The following is a 17,536-nucleotide window of genomic DNA, read 5'->3' on the forward strand; positions in this document are numbered from 1 at the left end:
GATTTTCTTGGTCGAAAAAAACATTTTAACACGGATCATGATTGATGACCTTTCTTTTTACACAATTATATAGACTTAATCCTTCTACGTGACCGATTTCTCTTTTTCCCCGCCATTTAGGTCACGTAGAATCCCTCTACGTGACCAATTTTCTCCTTTGCACAAGCATTTTGGTCGCGGAGAACACTTCTACGTGACCGATTTCGTTAATTTTTAAGGAACCGGTCGTTATGAACTACTCTTATTGACCTAGACCAAGGGCTTTATCGAAATTTTGGTCGTAATCGGGGGTTGAGAAAGCTTTTCTTCTCATAAAAAAAGTTGTGTGCGAAGTCTTATTTAAATAAGCTCTGTTGATTTGCGCGGAAGGCACGAAGACTCCTGCGGGAGGACGGGACAGGGGAGACCCCGCAGGCGCTTCAGCGCCGAGGAGGCTCCCCGGCACGCCCGCGGAAAGCGAAGTGCCAGGAGCACAAATCAACAGACAAGGTGCATAGATTTTATGAATTTAATTTAATTATTAAAGACTAGGAATAAATTGAAGGGCTAACGAAGATTTTTCTGTACCCTGAAGTGCGGCCCCGTTCCGCACCTTTTATCAATTCATTTTAAATAAATCACCGACTAAGTTATAATATTTATTAAAATACCTTTCTCTTGAAAAAAGGTGGTGAGTACGATAGAACTGAACAAACGCCAAGAGCAGATTTTACATATTGTCAAGGAACAAGGGCCGATTACCGGGGAACAAATTGCCGAACAGTTGAATTTGACGCGGGCAACCTTGCGTCCCGATTTGGCGATATTGACGATGGCAGGCTTTCTTGATGCCCGACCGCGTGTCGGTTATTTTTATACAGGAAAATCCGGTACGCAGCTGCTAACCGAAAATCTCCAAAAAATCTACGTGAAGGATTACCAGTCCATCCCTGTAGTGGTAAATGAAAATGTTTCGGTTTACGATGCCATTTGCACCATGTTCCTTGAGGATGTGGGAACATTATTTGTTGTAGACACAAATTCTTTACTAGTCGGTGTTGTATCAAGAAAGGACCTCCTTCGTGCAAGCATCGGTAAACAGGAACTGATTACGATTCCAGTCCATATTATCATGACTCGAATGCCGAATATTACGATGTGTGAACGGGATGATTTATTAATTGATATCGCCAGGAAGCTGATTGAAAAGCAAATTGATGCCATCCCGGTCGTCAGAAAAACAGATAAAGGTTACGAGGTCATTGGAAGAATTACCAAAACAAATATAACAAAAGCATTCGTAGCGTTAGGCGAAGAATAGAAAATGATGGAAAAGAAGGAGATGGTGAGGGAGAATGAATTCACCAATCATTTATGTTGTATCCGATTCTGTAGGTGAGACTGCTGAATTGGTAACAAAAGCTGCAATCAGCCAATTCAATGGTGCCGGTATGACGTTAAAACGGTTCCCTTATGTAGAAGATAAAGAGGATATTGATGAAGTTTTATCGCTGGTTTCTCTGGATAAAGCCATGGTGGCTTATACGCTGGTAAAGCCGGAAATTCGTACATATATGAAAGAAAGGGCGGAGCAGGAGGGGATTTCTTCAGTCGACTTAATTGGCCCGATTATGGACCAAATCCAGCAATTTAGCGGCAAAACACCTTTGTTTGAGCCTGGACTGGTCAGAAAACTTGATGAGGAATATTTTAAAAAAGTCGAAGCAATCGAATTTGCTGTCAAATATGATGACGGCCGCGACCCACGAGGGATTTTAAAAGCGGATATTATTTTGATTGGCGTGTCCAGAACGTCAAAAACGCCTTTATCTCAATACCTTGCCCATAAACGTTTGAAAGTGGCCAATGTACCGCTTGTCCCGGAAGTGGAACCGCCGGAGGAACTTTTTAAAGTGCCAAAGGAAAAATGCTTCGGATTAAAAATTAGTCCGGAAAAGTTAAATAACATCAGAAGGGAACGCTTGATTTCCCTGGGACTAAATGACCAAGCAAGTTATGCGAACATTGATCGGATTAAAGAGGAGCTGCTCTTTTTTGAGAAGGTAGTCAATAAAATACATTGTCCTGTCATTGATGTGACGAATAAAGCTGTAGAAGAAACAGCGAATGTGATCTTAAATTATATTCAAAAAGGGAGAGCCTAACACATAATCATCAGATTATGTGTTTTTTCCTATATAAAAAACTATAAAAACGAAGAAATTATTATGGCAAAAAGACAATGAATGTACTATAATAAAAAATTGTGATAAAAATAATACTTTTTAGGTTTAGAGTTGCTAGTGAACGAATAAACTATTTATTGTGAGATGTCAAGGGGAGACCTAAAAAAATATTCGACATAAATCCTTTTTCGCTTTAGGTTAGCCTCCTGAGATTTATTAATAAAATTAAGCGGAAAAGAAGGAATATGTGGAGTGATGTAGAATTAGTACAGATATAATCGGCATTCCGACAATATATGTCGATGCAGATTCATGTCCAGTAAATGCGGAGATTGTCGAAATTGCTTCAACAGTTGCCGTTCCAGTTGTTTTTGTGGCTTCCTAATAATCACCATTCAAACGAGAAGGATACATACGCTAGCTGGAAATATGTTGATTCCGGAAAGGAAGCCGCGGACCTATTCATTATGAATCATGCCAAGCGAGGGGATATTGTTATTACGCAGGATATTGGCCTCGCATCCACTTTACTTCCTAAGGAGATCCAAACGATTTCTCCAAAGGGGTTTTTATTTGAAGAAAAAGATATCCAAACTGCCCTGGATATCAGGTTCTTAAAAGCCAAAGCAAGAAAAAGGGGCATGTACGGAAAAGACCAAAACCTTTCCAAATGGAAGATTGGTTACGGTTCACGAAGGAATTAAGAAGAATTTTGTCGAAATTTGCAGGAATTTAAGATTTTCTGCCGAATAAGAAGTAGTACTAAAAAATGGAGATGTTATTCCATGAAGGCGGAACGGATTGCCGAAGAAAAAATAAGCCAAATTCGTCAGGCTGTCGATATAGTCGAGGTCATCAGCGATTATGTCCAATTGAAAAAGCAGGGGCGAAATTACTTCGGTTTGTGTCCTTTCCATGGGGAAAGCACCCCCTCTTTTTCAGTATCACCTGATAAACAAATTTTTCATTGCTTCGGATGCGGAGCAGGAGGAAATGTTTTTTCATTTTTAATGGAGCTTGAAGCCATCTCCTTTCAGGAAGCCGCGATAAAACTGGCAGCCAAAGCCAATGTGGAGTTGGATATCAATCTGTCGTCAGTCCATAAAGAGACGAAGATATCCAAAGAGCTGCAATCGATTCACGAAGCACATGAACTATCACGTAAATTTTATCATCACTTATTGGTAAACACAAAGGAAGGCCAGCATGCTTTGGAATATTTGTTGGCAAGGGGCTTTACCCACGAGTCGATTGAAAAATTTCAAATCGGATATTCTTTAAATTCGTGGGATTTTGTCGTGAAATTTCTTGCAAAACGCAACTTCCCCCCAGAATGGATGGAAAAGGCCGGTCTCATTATAAAACGTGAACGGGATGGCACTTATTTCGACCGGTTTCGCGACCGAATCATGTTTCCGATATTTGATAAGAATGGCAATACGATTGCTTTTTCCGGGAGAACACTAGGGGCCGATGAGCCCAAATATTTAAATAGCCCTGAAACGGCAATCTTTAATAAAAGTAAAATTTTATATAATTACCACTTGGCAAAACCTGCTATAAAAAAATTGCAGCAAGCTGTTTTATTTGAAGGGTTTGCCGATTGCATTGCAGCTGATCGGGCTGGGGTCGATAATGGCATAGCCACGATGGGGACAGCCTTGACAGATGACCATATCGCTCTATTGCGACAAAGTATCCAAACCATGACTATCTGCTACGATTCCGATAAGGCAGGGATTGAAGCAGCTTTCAGGGCAGGTAACCTTCTTAATGAAGCCGGTTTTCAAATTAAAGTGGCTGTTATGCCTGATGGCATGGACCCGGATGAGTATATTAAGGCAAATGGCTCAGAGAAATTCCGAAGTGAAGTCATTGGTGCAAGTTTAACTTGGATGGCGTTTAAATTTCGTTATTTCCGCAGAGGAAAAAATCTGAAAAATGAAGGAGATAGGCTTTCCTATATCGAAACAATAATTAAAGAAATTAGCAAGCTGTCAAAAGCAGTTGAAAAGGACCATTATTTACGACAGCTAGCGTCCGAATTTTCCTTATCATTGGATTCGTTAAAACAGCAGGAAAGACAGATTTATTTTGCGGAGAAAAAGCAGGCGGCGGGCAAAGCTGATACAAACCATAGGCCAATGCTTATTCAAAAACAAGCCAATGAATTAAAACCTGCCTACTATACCGCTGAAAGACGGTTAATTGCTCATATGCTAAAAAATAGGGAAGTTGCCTATAAAGTAGAAGAAAAATTGGCGGGAGACACGTTTAATATCGATGACCATCAGGCAATAATAACCTATTTATTGGCATTTTACGAAGAACATGAGCATCCTGATTCAAGCGCATTTTTATCCTACATTCAAGATGAGAATCTTAGAAGAATCGTTGCCAACATCGAAATGATGTCACTTAATGATGAATTATCTGATCAGGAATTAACTGATTATATCAAACAGGTGTTGAATCATAAAAAGTTGTTAAAAATAAAAGAAAAAGAAGTGGAATTAAAGGAAGCAGAACGGCAAAGTGATATTACCAAAGCTGTTACTTTATTAGCAGAAATTGAATTATTACGAAAATCTATAAATTCAGTGTAGTGTCTTTGATTTTGGAAGGAGGGCCCCCATATGGCAGCTGAAAAGTCAGCCCGCGCAAATGAGGTTGAGAATGAACTGACCTTGGAACAGGTAAAAGATCAATTAACGGAAATGGGAAAGAAAGTCGGTGTCCTTGCCTATGACGATATTGCCGAAAAGATGGCTAATTTTGAAATGGACTCGCATCAAATGGATGAATTTTATGAATTTCTGGGTGACCAGGGAATTGAATTAGTCGGTGATAGTGATGACGAGGAAGATCCTAGCGTTAAGGAATTAGCAAAAGGGGATGACGACGAATTCGATTTAAATGATCTAAGTGTTCCACCAGGGGTAAAGATTAATGACCCCGTGCGGATGTATTTGAAAGAAATTGGCCGCGTTGATTTACTGTCCGCGGATGATGAAATTAACCTGGCTCACCGGATTGAACAAGGTGATGAAGAAGCAAAACGCAGACTGGCTGAAGCGAATCTTCGTCTCGTTGTTAGCATTGCCAAACGCTATGTCGGCCGGGGCATGCTGTTCTTGGACCTTATTCAAGAAGGCAATATGGGCCTAATCAAAGCTGTTGAAAAGTTTGATTATCGTAAAGGCTTTAAATTCAGTACGTATGCGACATGGTGGATCCGCCAGGCGATTACCCGTGCCATAGCTGACCAGGCCAGAACGATTCGGATTCCGGTCCATATGGTTGAAACGATCAACAAGCTGATTCGTGTTCAGCGCCAATTACTCCAGGACCTTGGTCGCGAACCAACTCCGGAGGAGATTGCCGAAGATATGGATTTAACACCGGATAAGGTTAGAGAAATTTTAAAAATCGCTCAAGAGCCAGTTTCTTTGGAAACACCAATTGGCGAAGAGGATGATTCCCATCTTGGTGATTTTATCGAAGACCAGGATGCCACCTCTCCTTCAGAGCATGCTGCCTATGAACTTTTAAAGGAGCAGCTTGAAGATGTCCTTGATACATTAACAGACAGAGAAGAAAATGTCCTCAGACTTCGCTTTGGCCTTGATGACGGCCGGACCCGGACCCTTGAAGAGGTTGGAAAGGTCTTTGGTGTCACGCGCGAACGTATCCGTCAAATTGAAGCAAAAGCATTGCGGAAGCTGCGTCACCCTAGCCGCAGCAAACGTCTAAAAGATTTCTTGGAATAAAATATGTTAAAAAATGGTTTACTTCCTAACAGAGGTAAACTATTTTTTTTTGCCTGATGCCTACATCTCAGGAAATGAAAGCATTTTCTGTAGTTGTAATTTATTTTACTGAATTGTCTCTCATTTTGCAAATGCGCCCTGAAAAAATAATTAGCAAAAGACCCTGGCTTTATTTTTTTAGAAAAGGAAATGCACGTAATATTCACTATATTGTCATTGAGTAGAGGGGGTTCAAAGAATATTAATGAATATATCCATTATATTTAGATAATAAAATATTTTTGAAAGTTTTTAAATGTTGAGAAATATTAGGTGACCCACGTATAATGATAAAGAAAGCGCATACAAAAATAGCATGTGGGGGAATGGAAATGAACTTTGATTTAACTTCGGAACAGGAGATGATCAAGCGGACAATTCGCCAGTTTGCCGAAGAAGAGGTGGCTCCAAGTGCAATTGAGCGTGACCGGACCAAACAATTTCCAGCTGAAATATTTAAAAAGTTAGCAGACATGGGCATGATGGGGCTGCCCTTTCCGGAACAATACGGGGGAGGTGGGGCTGATACGATCAGTTTTGCGATTGTTGTTGAAGAGTTGAGCAGAGTATGCGGTTCCACGGGAATTACATATTCGGCACATATATCTTTGGGTGGCGCTCCGCTTTACTTATTCGGAACGGAAGAACAAAAGCAAAAATACTTAACTCCGATTTGTACCGGTGAATCATTGGGAGCCTTTGGACTCACTGAACCAAATGCTGGTTCTGACGCGGGCGGCACCCGGACAACCGCCAAGGAAGCGAATGGGGAATATGTCATTAACGGCAATAAATGTTTTATTACCAATGCTAGTTTTGCCAAGCACTTGGCCCTTACAGCCATTACCGGTGAAAAGGATGGGAAAAAGGAAATCAGCGCCATCATTGTGCCGACGGATAGTCCAGGATTTACCGTGATTGATAACTATGAAAAAATGGGATTGAATTCATCCAACACTACCGAACTTGTGATAGAGGATGTAAGGGTTCCGGTGGAGAACCTGCTGGGCAGGCGCGGAGAGGGCTTTAAGCAATTTTTGATTACCCTTGATGGTGGGCGGATCGGAATCGGGGCAATGGCTGTCGGAATTGCCCAGGGAGCTTATGAAAAGGCGCTAGCTTATGCCAAGGAACGGAAACAGTTTGGCAAATCGTTGTCGTCCTTCCAGGCGATTCAATTTAAACTGGCCGATATGGCCCTTAAAATTGAACTTGCCCGGAATATGGTTTATAAAGCCGCTTGGTTAAAGGACCAAGAAAGAACGTTTTCCAAGGAGGCGGCAATGTGCAAGCTGTATGCATCGGAAATTTGCATGGAAGTAACCAGCCAGGCTGTACAAATTCATGGCGGCTACGGGTACATGAAGGAATACCATGTAGAGCGGATGATGCGTGATGCCAAACTCCTTGAAATCGGCGAGGGCACCTCGGAGGTTCAAAGAATGGTCATTTCAAGATTGATTGGTTGTTAATTTAATAAAATAGGGAAAGTTAACAAGAGGCTGGACAAAAATCGTCAGCCTCTTTTGTTTTACTTTATTTTTATTAAAGATTATAGTGATAAAATAAGTTTAGGTCTTTCCCTTCCGGACATTTTAAAGTAAAATAGTAGTTGTTTGCAGACGATTTATTTATTTAACTGTTATACGTACATAAGGGAGGTTATATCGTGAAACGAAATCCAGTTATTCCTTACATTCTCATCATGGTTTTTGGAATTGCACTGATGTTCATATTGTCGTTCAAAGGCCTTGGTGATGCGAGAGATCTTGCAAAGGAAAATGGGGAAGGCGGCGGGAACGAGAAAACTGAAGTTGCCGCGACGAAGCCGGAGGACATTTATAAGCAATCTTGTATTGCCTGTCACGGCGATCAATATCAAGGGGTTGTCGGTCCAAAATTAAAGGGCACCGGATTATCTAAAGAACAGGTTTCAGAAATCATTACCAAAGGTAAAGGCAGCATGCCGCCGCAATCTTTACAACCAGCCCAGGTTGATGCTATGGCTGATTTTATTTCTAAATTAAAGTAATTTTTTCAAATGCACTTCACAGGTTCTTTGCATCTGCAAAGGACCTTTTATATTATTAAGACAGACATATTTTGAAGAGTGGTGTAAATATTTGAATACAGATAAATTATCGAAGCGCCTGGAAACGGTCGCCAAGTATGTTCCAAATCGTGCAAGGGTTGCCGATATTGGCTCGGATCATGCCTATCTGCCATGTTATTTGGTCAAAAATAGCGGAATTCCGTTTGCAATTGCAGGTGAAGTTGCAGCAGGCCCGTTCCATTCGGCGGAGAAAAATGTATTGTCAGAAGGATTAACCCACCAGATTTCCGTCAGGATGGGAGATGGGCTTGAAGTGATTGGAGCCGGAGAAGTCGATTGCATTACAATTGCTGGGATGGGCGGTACTTTAATTGCCAGTATTTTAGAAGCGGGAAAGGAAAAGCTCGGATCAGTAAACAGGCTTGTCCTGCAGCCAAATATTGGCGTGGAAGCCATTCGTAGATGGTTCATTGAGAATGGCTGGGAACTTATCGCTGAAGAAATCCTGGAAGAGGATGGGAAAATTTACGAGATTCTGGCTGCCGAAAAAGGGGACCCATACAAGCCTTATACAGAAAATTTGCCAAGGGGTCTGTTAATGGGACCTTTCTTGCACCAAACGAAGTCTGCTGCTTTTGAGAAAAAATGGCTCTCAGAAATCAAAAATTGGCAAAAAATCATCCAGCAGCTTGAAGGGGCAGCACAGACCCCTGAAACGAATGAAAAAAAACAGGAGCTGTTAATAAAAATAAGACTGGTTGAGGAGGCGTTAGCACATGAAAATTCCTAATGGTCATGAGATTATTGGGTTGTTTGAGAAATTTTCACCGAAAAACTTGGCCATGGAAGGGGATAAGATTGGCCTGCAGATTGGCCGCTTAAATAAAAAGGTGGAAAGGGTGATGATTGCCCTCGATGTTCTTGAAAATGTCATTGACGAAGCAATCGAAAAAGATGTCCAGCTAATTATTGCCCATCATCCACCTATTTTTCGCCCGTTGAAAAATATCATGACGGATACCATTCCGGGACGGATGATTGAAAAGGTAATTAAAAATGATATTGCGGTATATGCGGCCCATACGAACCTTGATGTGGCTAAAGGCGGAGTCAATGATTGGCTAGCCGAGGCATTGGGGTTGGAAGGGACCGAGGTCTTGGTGCCGACTTTTGATACTAAGCTTAAAAAACTGGTCATCTTTGTGCCGGTAAGCCATGCTGATCAAGTCAGGGAGGCGCTTGGTAATGCAGGTGCCGGTTTCATCGGCAATTACAGCCATTGTTCCTTCACCGGGGCGGGGACCGGCCGCTTTATGCCAGGTGCAGATACCAACCCGTATATTGGAAAAGCCGGTGAGCTAGAAGCGGTTGAAGAAGTGCGCATTGAAACAATTGTTCCAGAGCCTTTGGTTAAAAAGGCCGTAACGGCCATGATAAAGGCCCATCCTTATGAAGAGGTCGCCTATGATCTATATCCGCTTGATAACAAGGGAGAGGCTCTCGGACTTGGCCGGATTGGAAAAATTCCTCAAATGACATTAGGTGAGTTTGCGGAAAAAGTAAAATCTGCTCTCGATGTCGAACGATTACGGGTTGTAGGAGATTTACATGATAAGGTGTCCAAGGTTGCCGTGCTGGGCGGCGATGGCAATAAATACTTCTCCCATGCCAAATTTAAGGGCGCTGATGTATATATAACTGGAGATATTTATTATCACACCGCACACGATGCAATGATGCAGGGCCTCAATATGATCGATCCGGGCCATAACGTCGAAAAAGTTATGAAAAAAGGACTAACAAAAACATTGCAGCAAATGTGCCAGGACGAAGGCTACCATGTGGAGATATTTCCATCAGAAGTTGATACAAATCCATTTAAGTATGTATAAAAAAACCGGTCGGCAGACCGGTTTTTTAGCTTTCTCTTTTAACTTTCGGCAAAATTTTATTTAACGGGACGTTTTTTCTGCGCTCCCAAGTGGCTTCGTTATTCGGATCAAATTGTTCAAGGAAGCTGATCACTTCTTTTGTGATTGGTGTAGGAGTCGAGGCACCAGCGGTAACAGCCACTGTTTTGGCATCCTTGATCCACTCAATGTCCAGTTCGGTGATATCGGCTATCCGATAAGCCTTTGTTCCAGCAATTTCCTGCGAAACCTGTGCCAGACGATTGGAGTTATTGCTTTTTGGGTCACCGACTACAATGGTTACATCTGCCTGCTGCGCCTGCTCGGCGACAGCTTCCTGACGAATTTGGGTCGCATGGCAAATCTCATTGTGGACCTCAACATGCGGATACTTCTCCTGAACCTTTTTCATTGTGTCGGCAACGTCCCATTGGCTCATCGTTGTTTGGTTGGTGACAATCAATTTATCATAATCCAGCTCTAAGGCTTCCACATCAGCGGGTGTTTCGACTAAATGCACCATACCTGGCGCAACGCCTAGCGCGCCTTCCGGTTCTGGGTGCCCTTTTTTGCCAATATAGATGGTCTGATAGCCCAGCTGTGCTTTTTCTTGGATTAGGTCATGTGTTCTTGTTACGTCGGGGCACGTAGCATCAATCGCGACGAGGCCCTTCTTTTTGGCAAGCTCCCTAACTTCCGGAGAAATTCCATGTGCCGTAAAGATGACTGTTCCTTTATCGACTTTTTCAAGGATATCCATGCGGTTATTTCCGTCAAGGGTAATAATTCCTTCCTCTTCAAACGCATCGGTAACATGTTTGTTATGGACAATCATTCCGAGAATATAAATCGGACGGGGCAACGTTTTATCCAAAGCGGCATTTCTGGCAATCACCATGGCATCGACAACACCATAACAATAGCCGCGCGGGGAAATCTTGATAATTTGCATTTATTTTATCCTCCTGAAAAAGGCTTAAATTTAATAGTCTACGTGTTTATTATATAAAACTAATAGAAATAATACAAAGATACATTTTTCCTGGTGTTCTGTGGTTATGTAAAAATGAAAAGAATGCTGGAGTAGTGCCCGCAGCATTCCATCATTTAGATATATAATTTTGGGACCGATGCCCCTCGTTGCTGCCGCGGTTTTTCGGCAGTGGTCTTTTGTTTAGTCGTCGTGCCAGTTCTCTTTTGTTTAGTCGTCATGCCAGTTCTCTTTTTGCCAGTCCTTTTCTTCGTGGACCTACTTTTTGTTGTTGCTTCAGTATCCGAGGATTCATCACGGCTCTTGGTCGTAGTCTTTGCCGTTGATTTTTCTGATGTCTCCGTATCGTCTGAGTTTTTCAACCCGCGATAAAGCTTCCATAATCCCGGAAGACTCCTAACCAATGGGCCGTACTGCTGAACCATCGGGGCAATGGATTGGGCCGTTCTGATTAGCTGCTGGGTATTGTTGAGCATATTCATCAGTCCGCCTGGATTTGACAGCGATTGGAGCAGCCCGCCGCCGCCTCCTGCTGCTCTTCCGGCCGCGCCCATCATTCCGCCCGGCCCACCCATCATTCCGCCCATTGGATTTCCTCTTCCCAATAGTCTCGACAACAACCCGCCGCCACGGCCCATTTGCTGACCGCCCATCATTCCGCCAAGTGGGCCTCCCGTCTGTCCCATCATAGATCTTCCGCCGCCAAATAGGCCTGGGCCGCCTAAACCGCCCATTGACCGTCCACCCCCAAACAAACCGGCTCCTGGTCTCATCATTGAACCACCACCGCCAAAGAGACCAGGTCCGGGCGGTCTCATCCCCCCTTGAATCGGCAACATAGGTCTTGGCTGCATACCTGTCAGCCTCCTCTCTTCGATTACACGTTAACAGGCGTTTGTACCCGCATTACACCTAAGATGCATTCGCCTTGTAAAGTACGCTAGTTACACTTTACCCCCTTGGTTTACAATATGCTATCAACCCATTTTGGTTTAGGTAATCGGCACAGATAAACCTTGAATTTTTGGTTTTAAAAACATCAGAGTGGTAAAAGATGATAATAACTGGCGGTTTGGCCGGAACTTTACTATAATTACATGGGACATAGCGAATTGAATGGAGTTAATGAGCAGATCGCTTTTTATAAATTGTTAAGGAGTACATATGATGAAAGAAAATAAATTTGATCATTTTAAGTTTCAGCCGTTTATTATGGACGCGCTAAATCATAAAGGTTTCTTTGAACCGACGGAAATCCAGGAAAGGATGATTCCGGTAGTCTTAAAAGGGGAGAGTGCAATCGGCCAATCCCAAACCGGGACAGGTAAAACCTTGGCCTATGCGCTTCCGATAATAGAAAAGATAGACCCCGAGCGCCAGCAGGTTCAGGCTGTGATTACCGCACCGACAAGGGAACTAGCATCACAAATTTACCAGCAAATCCTGAAGGTCACCGAGCATTGCCCTTCAGAAAAGCAGATCATTACGAAAATGTATATCGGCGGAACGGACAAGCAGCGGACGATAGATAAATTAAAGGTACAGCCACATATCGTTGTTGGCACGCCCAGCAGGATTTATGATTTAGTTAATGAACAGGCACTATTCATTCATACGGCAAAAATGCTTGTTGTCGATGAAGCCGATATGATGTTAGACATGGGATTTATAGAGGATGTCGACCGCGTTGCTTCAAGAATGCCCGAAGACCTTCAGATGTTAGTATTTTCAGCCACCATACCGGAAAAGTTAAAGCCATTCTTAAAAAAATATATGGAAAATCCAAAGCTGATTCAAATTGAACCGAATAGAAAAGCGGCCGAAAATCTTGTCCATTATCTATTGCCTTCACGGCACCGCGATAAAAAAGAACTCGTTCATGATGCGTTACTTGCGTACAACCCGTATTTGGCGATTGTATTTACCAATACAAAGAAAATGGCGGAAGAAGTGGCTGAGTTTCTCAATCAGAAAGGCCTGAAGGTTGGCCGTGTACATGGGGATTTAAATCCAAGAGAACGAAAAAAAATGATGAAGCAAATTCAGGATTTGGAGTTCCAATATATTGTCGCAACCGATCTGGCCTCAAGAGGAATCGATATTGAAGGCGTTAGCCATGTGATTAACTACGAACTTCCCACTGATTTGGATTTTTATATTCATCGAGTTGGACGGACAGCACGTGCAGGCAATAACGGAATTGCCTTGACCATCTACACTTTGTCGGATGAGGATGCCTTGAATCGCCTTGAAAAAATGGGCATCGAATTTATGAATGTCGATTTAAAAAATGGCCAGTTTATCGAATTAGAAAACCGCAATCGCCGCAAAACCCGGGTTAAACAAAAAGACGAGGCCGATAAATTGGCAAAGTCAGTCGTAAAAAAACCAAAACAGGTAAAACCGGGCTATAAAAAGAAAATGCAGGCGGAAATGGACAAAATCAAAAAGCGGCAGAGGAAATTAAATAAAAAGAAATAAGGATGGAGAGGGAAATATGTTGAAAATTGGTTCTCACGTATCGATGAGCGGAAAAGGCATGCTGCTTGCCGCCAGTGAGGAAGCTGTATCCTATGGCGGTAATACCTTTATGATTTATACTGGTGCGCCCCAGAATACTAGAAGGAAAAAAATAGAAGACCTTAATATTGAAGCTGGAAGAAAACATATGGAGGCTAACGGCATTACCGAAATCGTTGTTCATGCCCCCTATATCATCAATATTGGCAATACAACCACCCCCGACACATTTGATCTTGGGGTCAGGTTCTTATCCTCGGAAATTGAGCGAACAGAAGCTATAGGGGCACAACAAATTGTCCTTCATCCTGGCGCTCACGTCGGTGCCGGGACAGAGGCTGGTATTATGAAAATTATCGAGGGTTTGAATGAAGTATTAACAGGCAAAGAAAACGTCCAGATCGCCCTGGAAACGATGGCTGGGAAGGGTTCCGAATGCGGGAGATCGTTTGAAGAGCTGGCGATGATTATCGATGGTGTCCATCATAACGACAAACTGTCCGTCTGCTTTGACACCTGCCATACTCATGATGCCGGCTATAATATTGTCGAAGATTTTGATGGCGTATTAAATGAGTTTGACAAGATTGTCGGTGTGGACCGATTGAAGGTCCTCCATATTAATGACAGTAAAAATCCAAGTGGCGCGAGAAAAGACCGTCATGAAAATATCGGTTTTGGGCAAATTGGTTTTAAAGCATTAAACTATATTGTTCATCATCCACAGTTGACGGACATTCCGAAAATCTTGGAAACTCCGTTTGTCGGGGAAGACAAAAACAATAAAAAAGCCCCGTATAAGCATGAGATAGCCATGCTGCGCGGCCAAAACTTCGATGAAGATCTGTTAATAAAAATTATGCAATCCTAATAGATGACAAAAAGCTGTGCCAAGGTGCACAGCTTTATTATTTTTTTGCCAGTTCCGTAAATAATTTATTTACTTCCCGTGCTGTTTGCGGCCCTGCTGCTTTGGCAATTTCCCTGATTAATCGGGTACGCTGGCCATCATCGAAGATATTGATATTTTTCCCTCTTAAGTATTCGGCAATCTTTTTTGCCTGGGCGCGAGTAACGGAAATATTAAATTGATTGGCATATTTAACTAATTCTTCCGCAGTAATCGTGTTTATTTTATGATTAATGATGCTTTCAAAAATCCTCACCCTTGATCACTCCTCCGTGATAATTTATGTAACAGTTAAAAGGAGTGTGACACGGTTTAATATGGGTATTGTGCTTTACAATCAAAAATGGCTATTGTATACTACTTGGAGTTAAATCGTAATGATTCTTAAAATTAAAGGTGATGGCAAAAGCAATGAAATCCACTATCGAAATTAATCAATTATTTTATCAATATGAAAAAGAGCTCGTTCTTGAAAATGTAAGTTTATCGGTGCCTAAGGGTGCTTTTTTGGCGATCGTCGGTCCAAATGGTTCCGGAAAATCAACATTGCTCAAGTTAATTTTAGGGCTGCTAAGGATGCAAACGGGACAAATTTACCTATTCGGCCAAGAAATCCATAAATTCAAGGATTGGCAGAAAATCGGATACGTTTCTCAAAAGGCAAATTCCTTTAATACCGGCTTTCCTGCTACAGTTTTTGAAGTTGTTGCCAGCGGATTGACCAAAAAGCTCGGAATGTTTACTTTTTTTAAAAAGGAACATGCCGAAAAGGTGCTGACAGCACTTGATGCAGTAGGAATGAGGCCTTTCAAGGATAGAAATATCGGTGAATTGTCAGGGGGGCAGCAGCAACGGGTTTTTATTGCCCGGGCGCTGATTAGTGAACCGGAGCTGCTTATTCTCGATGAACCCACTGTTGGGGTGGACGCCGGCAATGTGAACGCGTTTTACCAAATGCTGAGCAGCTTAAATAAAAAACATGGAATTACGCTCCTTTTGGTTACCCATGATATCGGCACGATTTCTGACCGGGTGACCCATGTGGCCTGCTTAAATAAACAGCTGCATTTCCATGGCGATGTTGAGGAATTTCAACAGTTGCAAAGAGAAGATGTGTCTAAAGTCTATGGCCATGAAATTCATCTGTTGCATCACAACCATGAACACGGGGGCGTTTTAAAGTGATTTCAGGAATTTTTCAATATGAATTTTTACAAAACGCCTTTTTGACAGGAATTCTGATTGGCATCCTCGCACCGCTCTTGGGAGTATTTATCGTCGTCAGGCGACTCTCACTGATCGCGGATGCTCTAAGCCATGTTACCCTTGCTGGTATTGCCGCAAGCTTATTGCTTGAAAAAAGTTTCGCTTCATTGGCGGGCTTAAACCCGTTATATATGGGAATGGTGTTTTCCGTTGGCGGTTCACTGTTTATTGAGAAATTAAGAGACGTCTACAAGCATTATCAGGAACTGGCGATTCCGATCATCCTCTCAAGCGGGATCGGTTTGGGTGTCATTTTTATTTCCCTGGCCAATGGATTTAATACGGACTTATTCGGTTATTTATTTGGAAGTGTGTCGGCGGTTAGCCGGACTGATTTATGGGTGATTTTGGTAATCAGTGTTTTGGTGATTCTAACGATCATTCTGTTGTATAAAGAATTATTTTTATTGTCCTTCGATGAAGAGTTTGCCAAAGCATCGGGCATAGCCGCAAAAAGTCTACATTTCATTTTTATTGTAATGGTTGCCCTAGTCATTGCGGCATCGATGAGAATTGTAGGGATTATGCTTGTCTCCTCATTGATGACCTTGCCTGTTGCGGCAAGCATTCGGGTTGCCAAAGGCTTTAAGCAGACAATCTTTTTATCTGTTCTATTTGGGGAGATCTCTGTGCTTGGAGGACTGTTTGCGGCCTATTATTTAGATTTGGCTCCCGGTGGCACGATTGTAATGCTATCGGTGTTCATTTTGGTTCTTGCCATTTTTTATAGAAAAATAAGGGCAGGAAAAGGATTTCAGGAGGTGCAGAAGGGTGAACGTTAATGAGGCGTTGCAATATTTAAAGGAGAACGGTTTTAAGCAGACTGGGAAACGGGAGGACATGCTCCAATTATTTGCCGAAAGCGATAAATATTTAACGGCAAAGGATGTGCTGGACCAGTTAAAGGATGGTTACCCGGGGCTCAGCTTTGATACGATTTACCGGAATCTTTCGCTATTCGTTAATATGGGGATTTTGGAAATGACCGAATTATCCGGTGAAAAGCATTTTCGGTTCGCTTGTTCGCACCATGAGCATCACCATCATTTTATTTGTCTGGCCTGCGGCAAGTCCAAGGAGATTGAAACTTGTCCAATGAACGACCTAAGTGAAAATTTAAAGGGGTATGATATTTCCGGGCATAAATTTGAAATTTATGGACGCTGCCCGGATTGTATCCAATAGCAAGAAAACTCGCGATTCGCGAGTTTTCATTTATTTTTTATAACTGCCCTTTCCCTGACTTCATCTCGAAGATTAAGCCAGTTGTCGACCCAATTATCGGCTTCATACCAATTATCCACGCGGATGACTCCTGACGGTACCGGCAGTTGGTTATAGGGTGTATTAAATAGTATGACTGGTATATTACATTCCTCACAAATCATAACCGCATTATCGTGTTTATCCTCAAAAAAAATGTCAATGTTATTTTTCCTGGCAGTTTCCACTTTATCATGTGAACCGATTAGTTCGATTTGATGGTAGGTAAGCCCATGAGCCAAGAACCATTTCTTTGTCACATCGAGCAAATGTGCGCCGCGAGCGCTGATAAATACCAATTCATGTTGATTTTCCCATTTGGATAAGACCGATTTAACCCCTTCCGCGGGCGGTGACTGTTCGTAAATTACTGGCTCACTATCGGCAAACCATTTGTCAAACTCCCCCGCAGGCACATTTACAAACGGGGTTAAATCATATTCGGTAACGTCCTCATAGGCCAATTTCAAATTAAAAGCTTTATTTATAAACGGCAGCATGGAGGTTGGACAGGTGACCGTTCCGTCGATGTCAATTCCAAATCTTTTTTTCATTTATTGTTCACCTTCAAATACAATCTTTATAAATTATTTTACCAAAGAAGTGTAGACAACAAAGACAAAAATTTAAAGAAAAATTTATATGAAAT

Annotated in this window: 18 protein-coding genes; 14 read left to right on the forward strand and 4 right to left on the reverse strand. The window is 42.2% G+C overall.

Annotation, left to right across the window (positions count from 1 at the left end; translation table 11 throughout):
- The first annotated feature begins 670 nt into the window (after window positions 1-670).
- The 9 genes from AR334_RS14240 to AR334_RS14280 all read left to right on the forward strand — a co-directional run bounded on the left by AR334_RS14240 (window position 671) and on the right by AR334_RS14280 (window position 9,919).
- The gene (locus AR334_RS14240; protein WP_172799219.1) at window positions 671-1,300 is read left to right on the forward strand and encodes a helix-turn-helix transcriptional regulator; all 630 of its coding nucleotides are present in this window, start codon (window positions 671-673) and stop codon (window positions 1,298-1,300) included.
- Window positions 1,301-1,334: 34 nt separating this feature from the next.
- Window positions 1,335-2,144, forward strand: a complete 810-nt coding sequence (locus AR334_RS14245; protein ID WP_066312068.1) for a pyruvate, water dikinase regulatory protein — start codon at window positions 1,335-1,337, stop codon at window positions 2,142-2,144.
- Between the two features lie 362 nt (window positions 2,145-2,506).
- Window positions 2,507-2,869, forward strand: coding sequence for a DUF188 domain-containing protein (locus AR334_RS14250; RefSeq protein WP_253701297.1), 363 nt, complete (start codon window positions 2,507-2,509; stop codon window positions 2,867-2,869).
- Between the two features lie 81 nt (window positions 2,870-2,950).
- Window positions 2,951-4,771 (forward strand): DNA primase, encoded by a 1,821-nt coding sequence (gene dnaG / locus AR334_RS14255; protein ID WP_066312070.1) that lies wholly within the window; start codon window positions 2,951-2,953, stop codon window positions 4,769-4,771.
- A gap of 30 nt (window positions 4,772-4,801) precedes the next feature.
- The gene (gene rpoD / locus AR334_RS14260; RefSeq protein ID WP_066312072.1) at window positions 4,802-5,935 is read left to right on the forward strand and encodes an RNA polymerase sigma factor RpoD; all 1,134 of its coding nucleotides are present in this window, start codon (window positions 4,802-4,804) and stop codon (window positions 5,933-5,935) included.
- Between the two features lie 371 nt (window positions 5,936-6,306).
- Window positions 6,307-7,446 (forward strand): acyl-CoA dehydrogenase family protein, encoded by a 1,140-nt coding sequence (locus tag AR334_RS14265; RefSeq protein WP_066312077.1) that lies wholly within the window; start codon window positions 6,307-6,309, stop codon window positions 7,444-7,446.
- Between the two features lie 197 nt (window positions 7,447-7,643).
- Window positions 7,644-8,006, forward strand: a complete 363-nt coding sequence (gene cccA, locus AR334_RS14270) for a cytochrome c550 (RefSeq protein ID WP_066312080.1) — start codon at window positions 7,644-7,646, stop codon at window positions 8,004-8,006.
- Window positions 8,007-8,097: 91 nt separating this feature from the next.
- A complete protein-coding gene (locus AR334_RS14275) occupies window positions 8,098-8,817 on the forward strand; it encodes a tRNA (adenine(22)-N(1))-methyltransferase TrmK (RefSeq protein WP_066312086.1) in 720 nt (239 codons plus the stop codon).
- A complete protein-coding gene (locus AR334_RS14280) occupies window positions 8,804-9,919 on the forward strand; it encodes a Nif3-like dinuclear metal center hexameric protein (protein ID WP_066312088.1) in 1,116 nt (371 codons plus the stop codon). The genes AR334_RS14275 and AR334_RS14280 overlap by 14 nt, the downstream gene beginning before the upstream one ends.
- Before the next feature lie 25 nt (window positions 9,920-9,944).
- Here AR334_RS14280 and AR334_RS14285 read toward each other — a convergent pair whose 3' ends face one another.
- Together AR334_RS14285 and vrrA are read right to left on the reverse strand one after the other, a co-directional pair.
- The gene (locus tag AR334_RS14285; RefSeq protein WP_066312090.1) at window positions 9,945-10,889 is read right to left on the reverse strand and encodes a 4-hydroxy-3-methylbut-2-enyl diphosphate reductase; all 945 of its coding nucleotides are present in this window, start codon (window positions 10,887-10,889) and stop codon (window positions 9,945-9,947) included.
- Between the two features lie 155 nt (window positions 10,890-11,044).
- Window positions 11,045-11,782, reverse strand: a complete 738-nt coding sequence (gene vrrA, locus AR334_RS14290) for a VrrA/YqfQ family protein (RefSeq protein WP_066312097.1) — start codon at window positions 11,780-11,782, stop codon at window positions 11,045-11,047.
- Window positions 11,783-12,095: 313 nt separating this feature from the next.
- Here vrrA and AR334_RS14295 point away from each other — a divergent pair, with 313 nt between their 5' ends.
- Both AR334_RS14295 and AR334_RS14300 read left to right on the forward strand, forming a co-directional pair.
- On the forward strand, window positions 12,096-13,409 hold the full coding sequence (locus tag AR334_RS14295; protein ID WP_066312100.1) for a DEAD/DEAH box helicase: 1,314 nt from the start codon (window positions 12,096-12,098) through the stop codon (window positions 13,407-13,409).
- 16 nt (window positions 13,410-13,425) lie between these two features.
- On the forward strand, window positions 13,426-14,319 hold the full coding sequence (locus AR334_RS14300) for a deoxyribonuclease IV (protein ID WP_066312109.1): 894 nt from the start codon (window positions 13,426-13,428) through the stop codon (window positions 14,317-14,319).
- Window positions 14,320-14,356: 37 nt separating this feature from the next.
- Here AR334_RS14300 and AR334_RS14305 read toward each other — a convergent pair whose 3' ends face one another.
- Window positions 14,357-14,614, reverse strand: a complete 258-nt coding sequence (locus tag AR334_RS14305; RefSeq protein WP_066312112.1) for a DUF2624 domain-containing protein — start codon at window positions 14,612-14,614, stop codon at window positions 14,357-14,359.
- Between the two features lie 155 nt (window positions 14,615-14,769).
- Between AR334_RS14305 and AR334_RS14310 the strand changes: the two genes are divergently transcribed.
- The 3 genes from AR334_RS14310 to AR334_RS14320 are packed head-to-tail and all read left to right on the forward strand — an operon-like array spanning window position 14,770 to window position 16,809.
- The gene (locus AR334_RS14310) at window positions 14,770-15,543 is read left to right on the forward strand and encodes a metal ABC transporter ATP-binding protein (protein ID WP_066313847.1); all 774 of its coding nucleotides are present in this window, start codon (window positions 14,770-14,772) and stop codon (window positions 15,541-15,543) included.
- Window positions 15,540-16,406: a metal ABC transporter permease gene (locus AR334_RS14315; protein WP_066312115.1), complete on the forward strand. Its 867-nt coding sequence runs from the start codon at window positions 15,540-15,542 to the stop codon at window positions 16,404-16,406. The genes AR334_RS14310 and AR334_RS14315 overlap by 4 nt, the downstream gene beginning before the upstream one ends.
- Window positions 16,396-16,809, forward strand: coding sequence for a Fur family transcriptional regulator (locus AR334_RS14320; RefSeq protein ID WP_066312118.1), 414 nt, complete (start codon window positions 16,396-16,398; stop codon window positions 16,807-16,809). Before AR334_RS14315 ends, AR334_RS14320 begins: the two co-directional genes overlap by 11 nt.
- A 26-nt stretch (window positions 16,810-16,835) precedes the next feature.
- Here the strand turns inward: AR334_RS14320 and AR334_RS14325 are convergent, their stop codons facing one another.
- Window positions 16,836-17,441, reverse strand: coding sequence for a hypothetical protein (locus AR334_RS14325; protein WP_066312120.1), 606 nt, complete (start codon window positions 17,439-17,441; stop codon window positions 16,836-16,838).
- Between the last annotated feature and the right edge of the window lie 95 nt (window positions 17,442-17,536).

Origin of the sequence: Bacillus sp. FJAT-29814, assembly GCF_001510715.1 — a bacterium.
Taxonomy (GTDB): domain Bacteria; phylum Bacillota; class Bacilli; order Bacillales; family Cytobacillaceae; genus Neobacillus.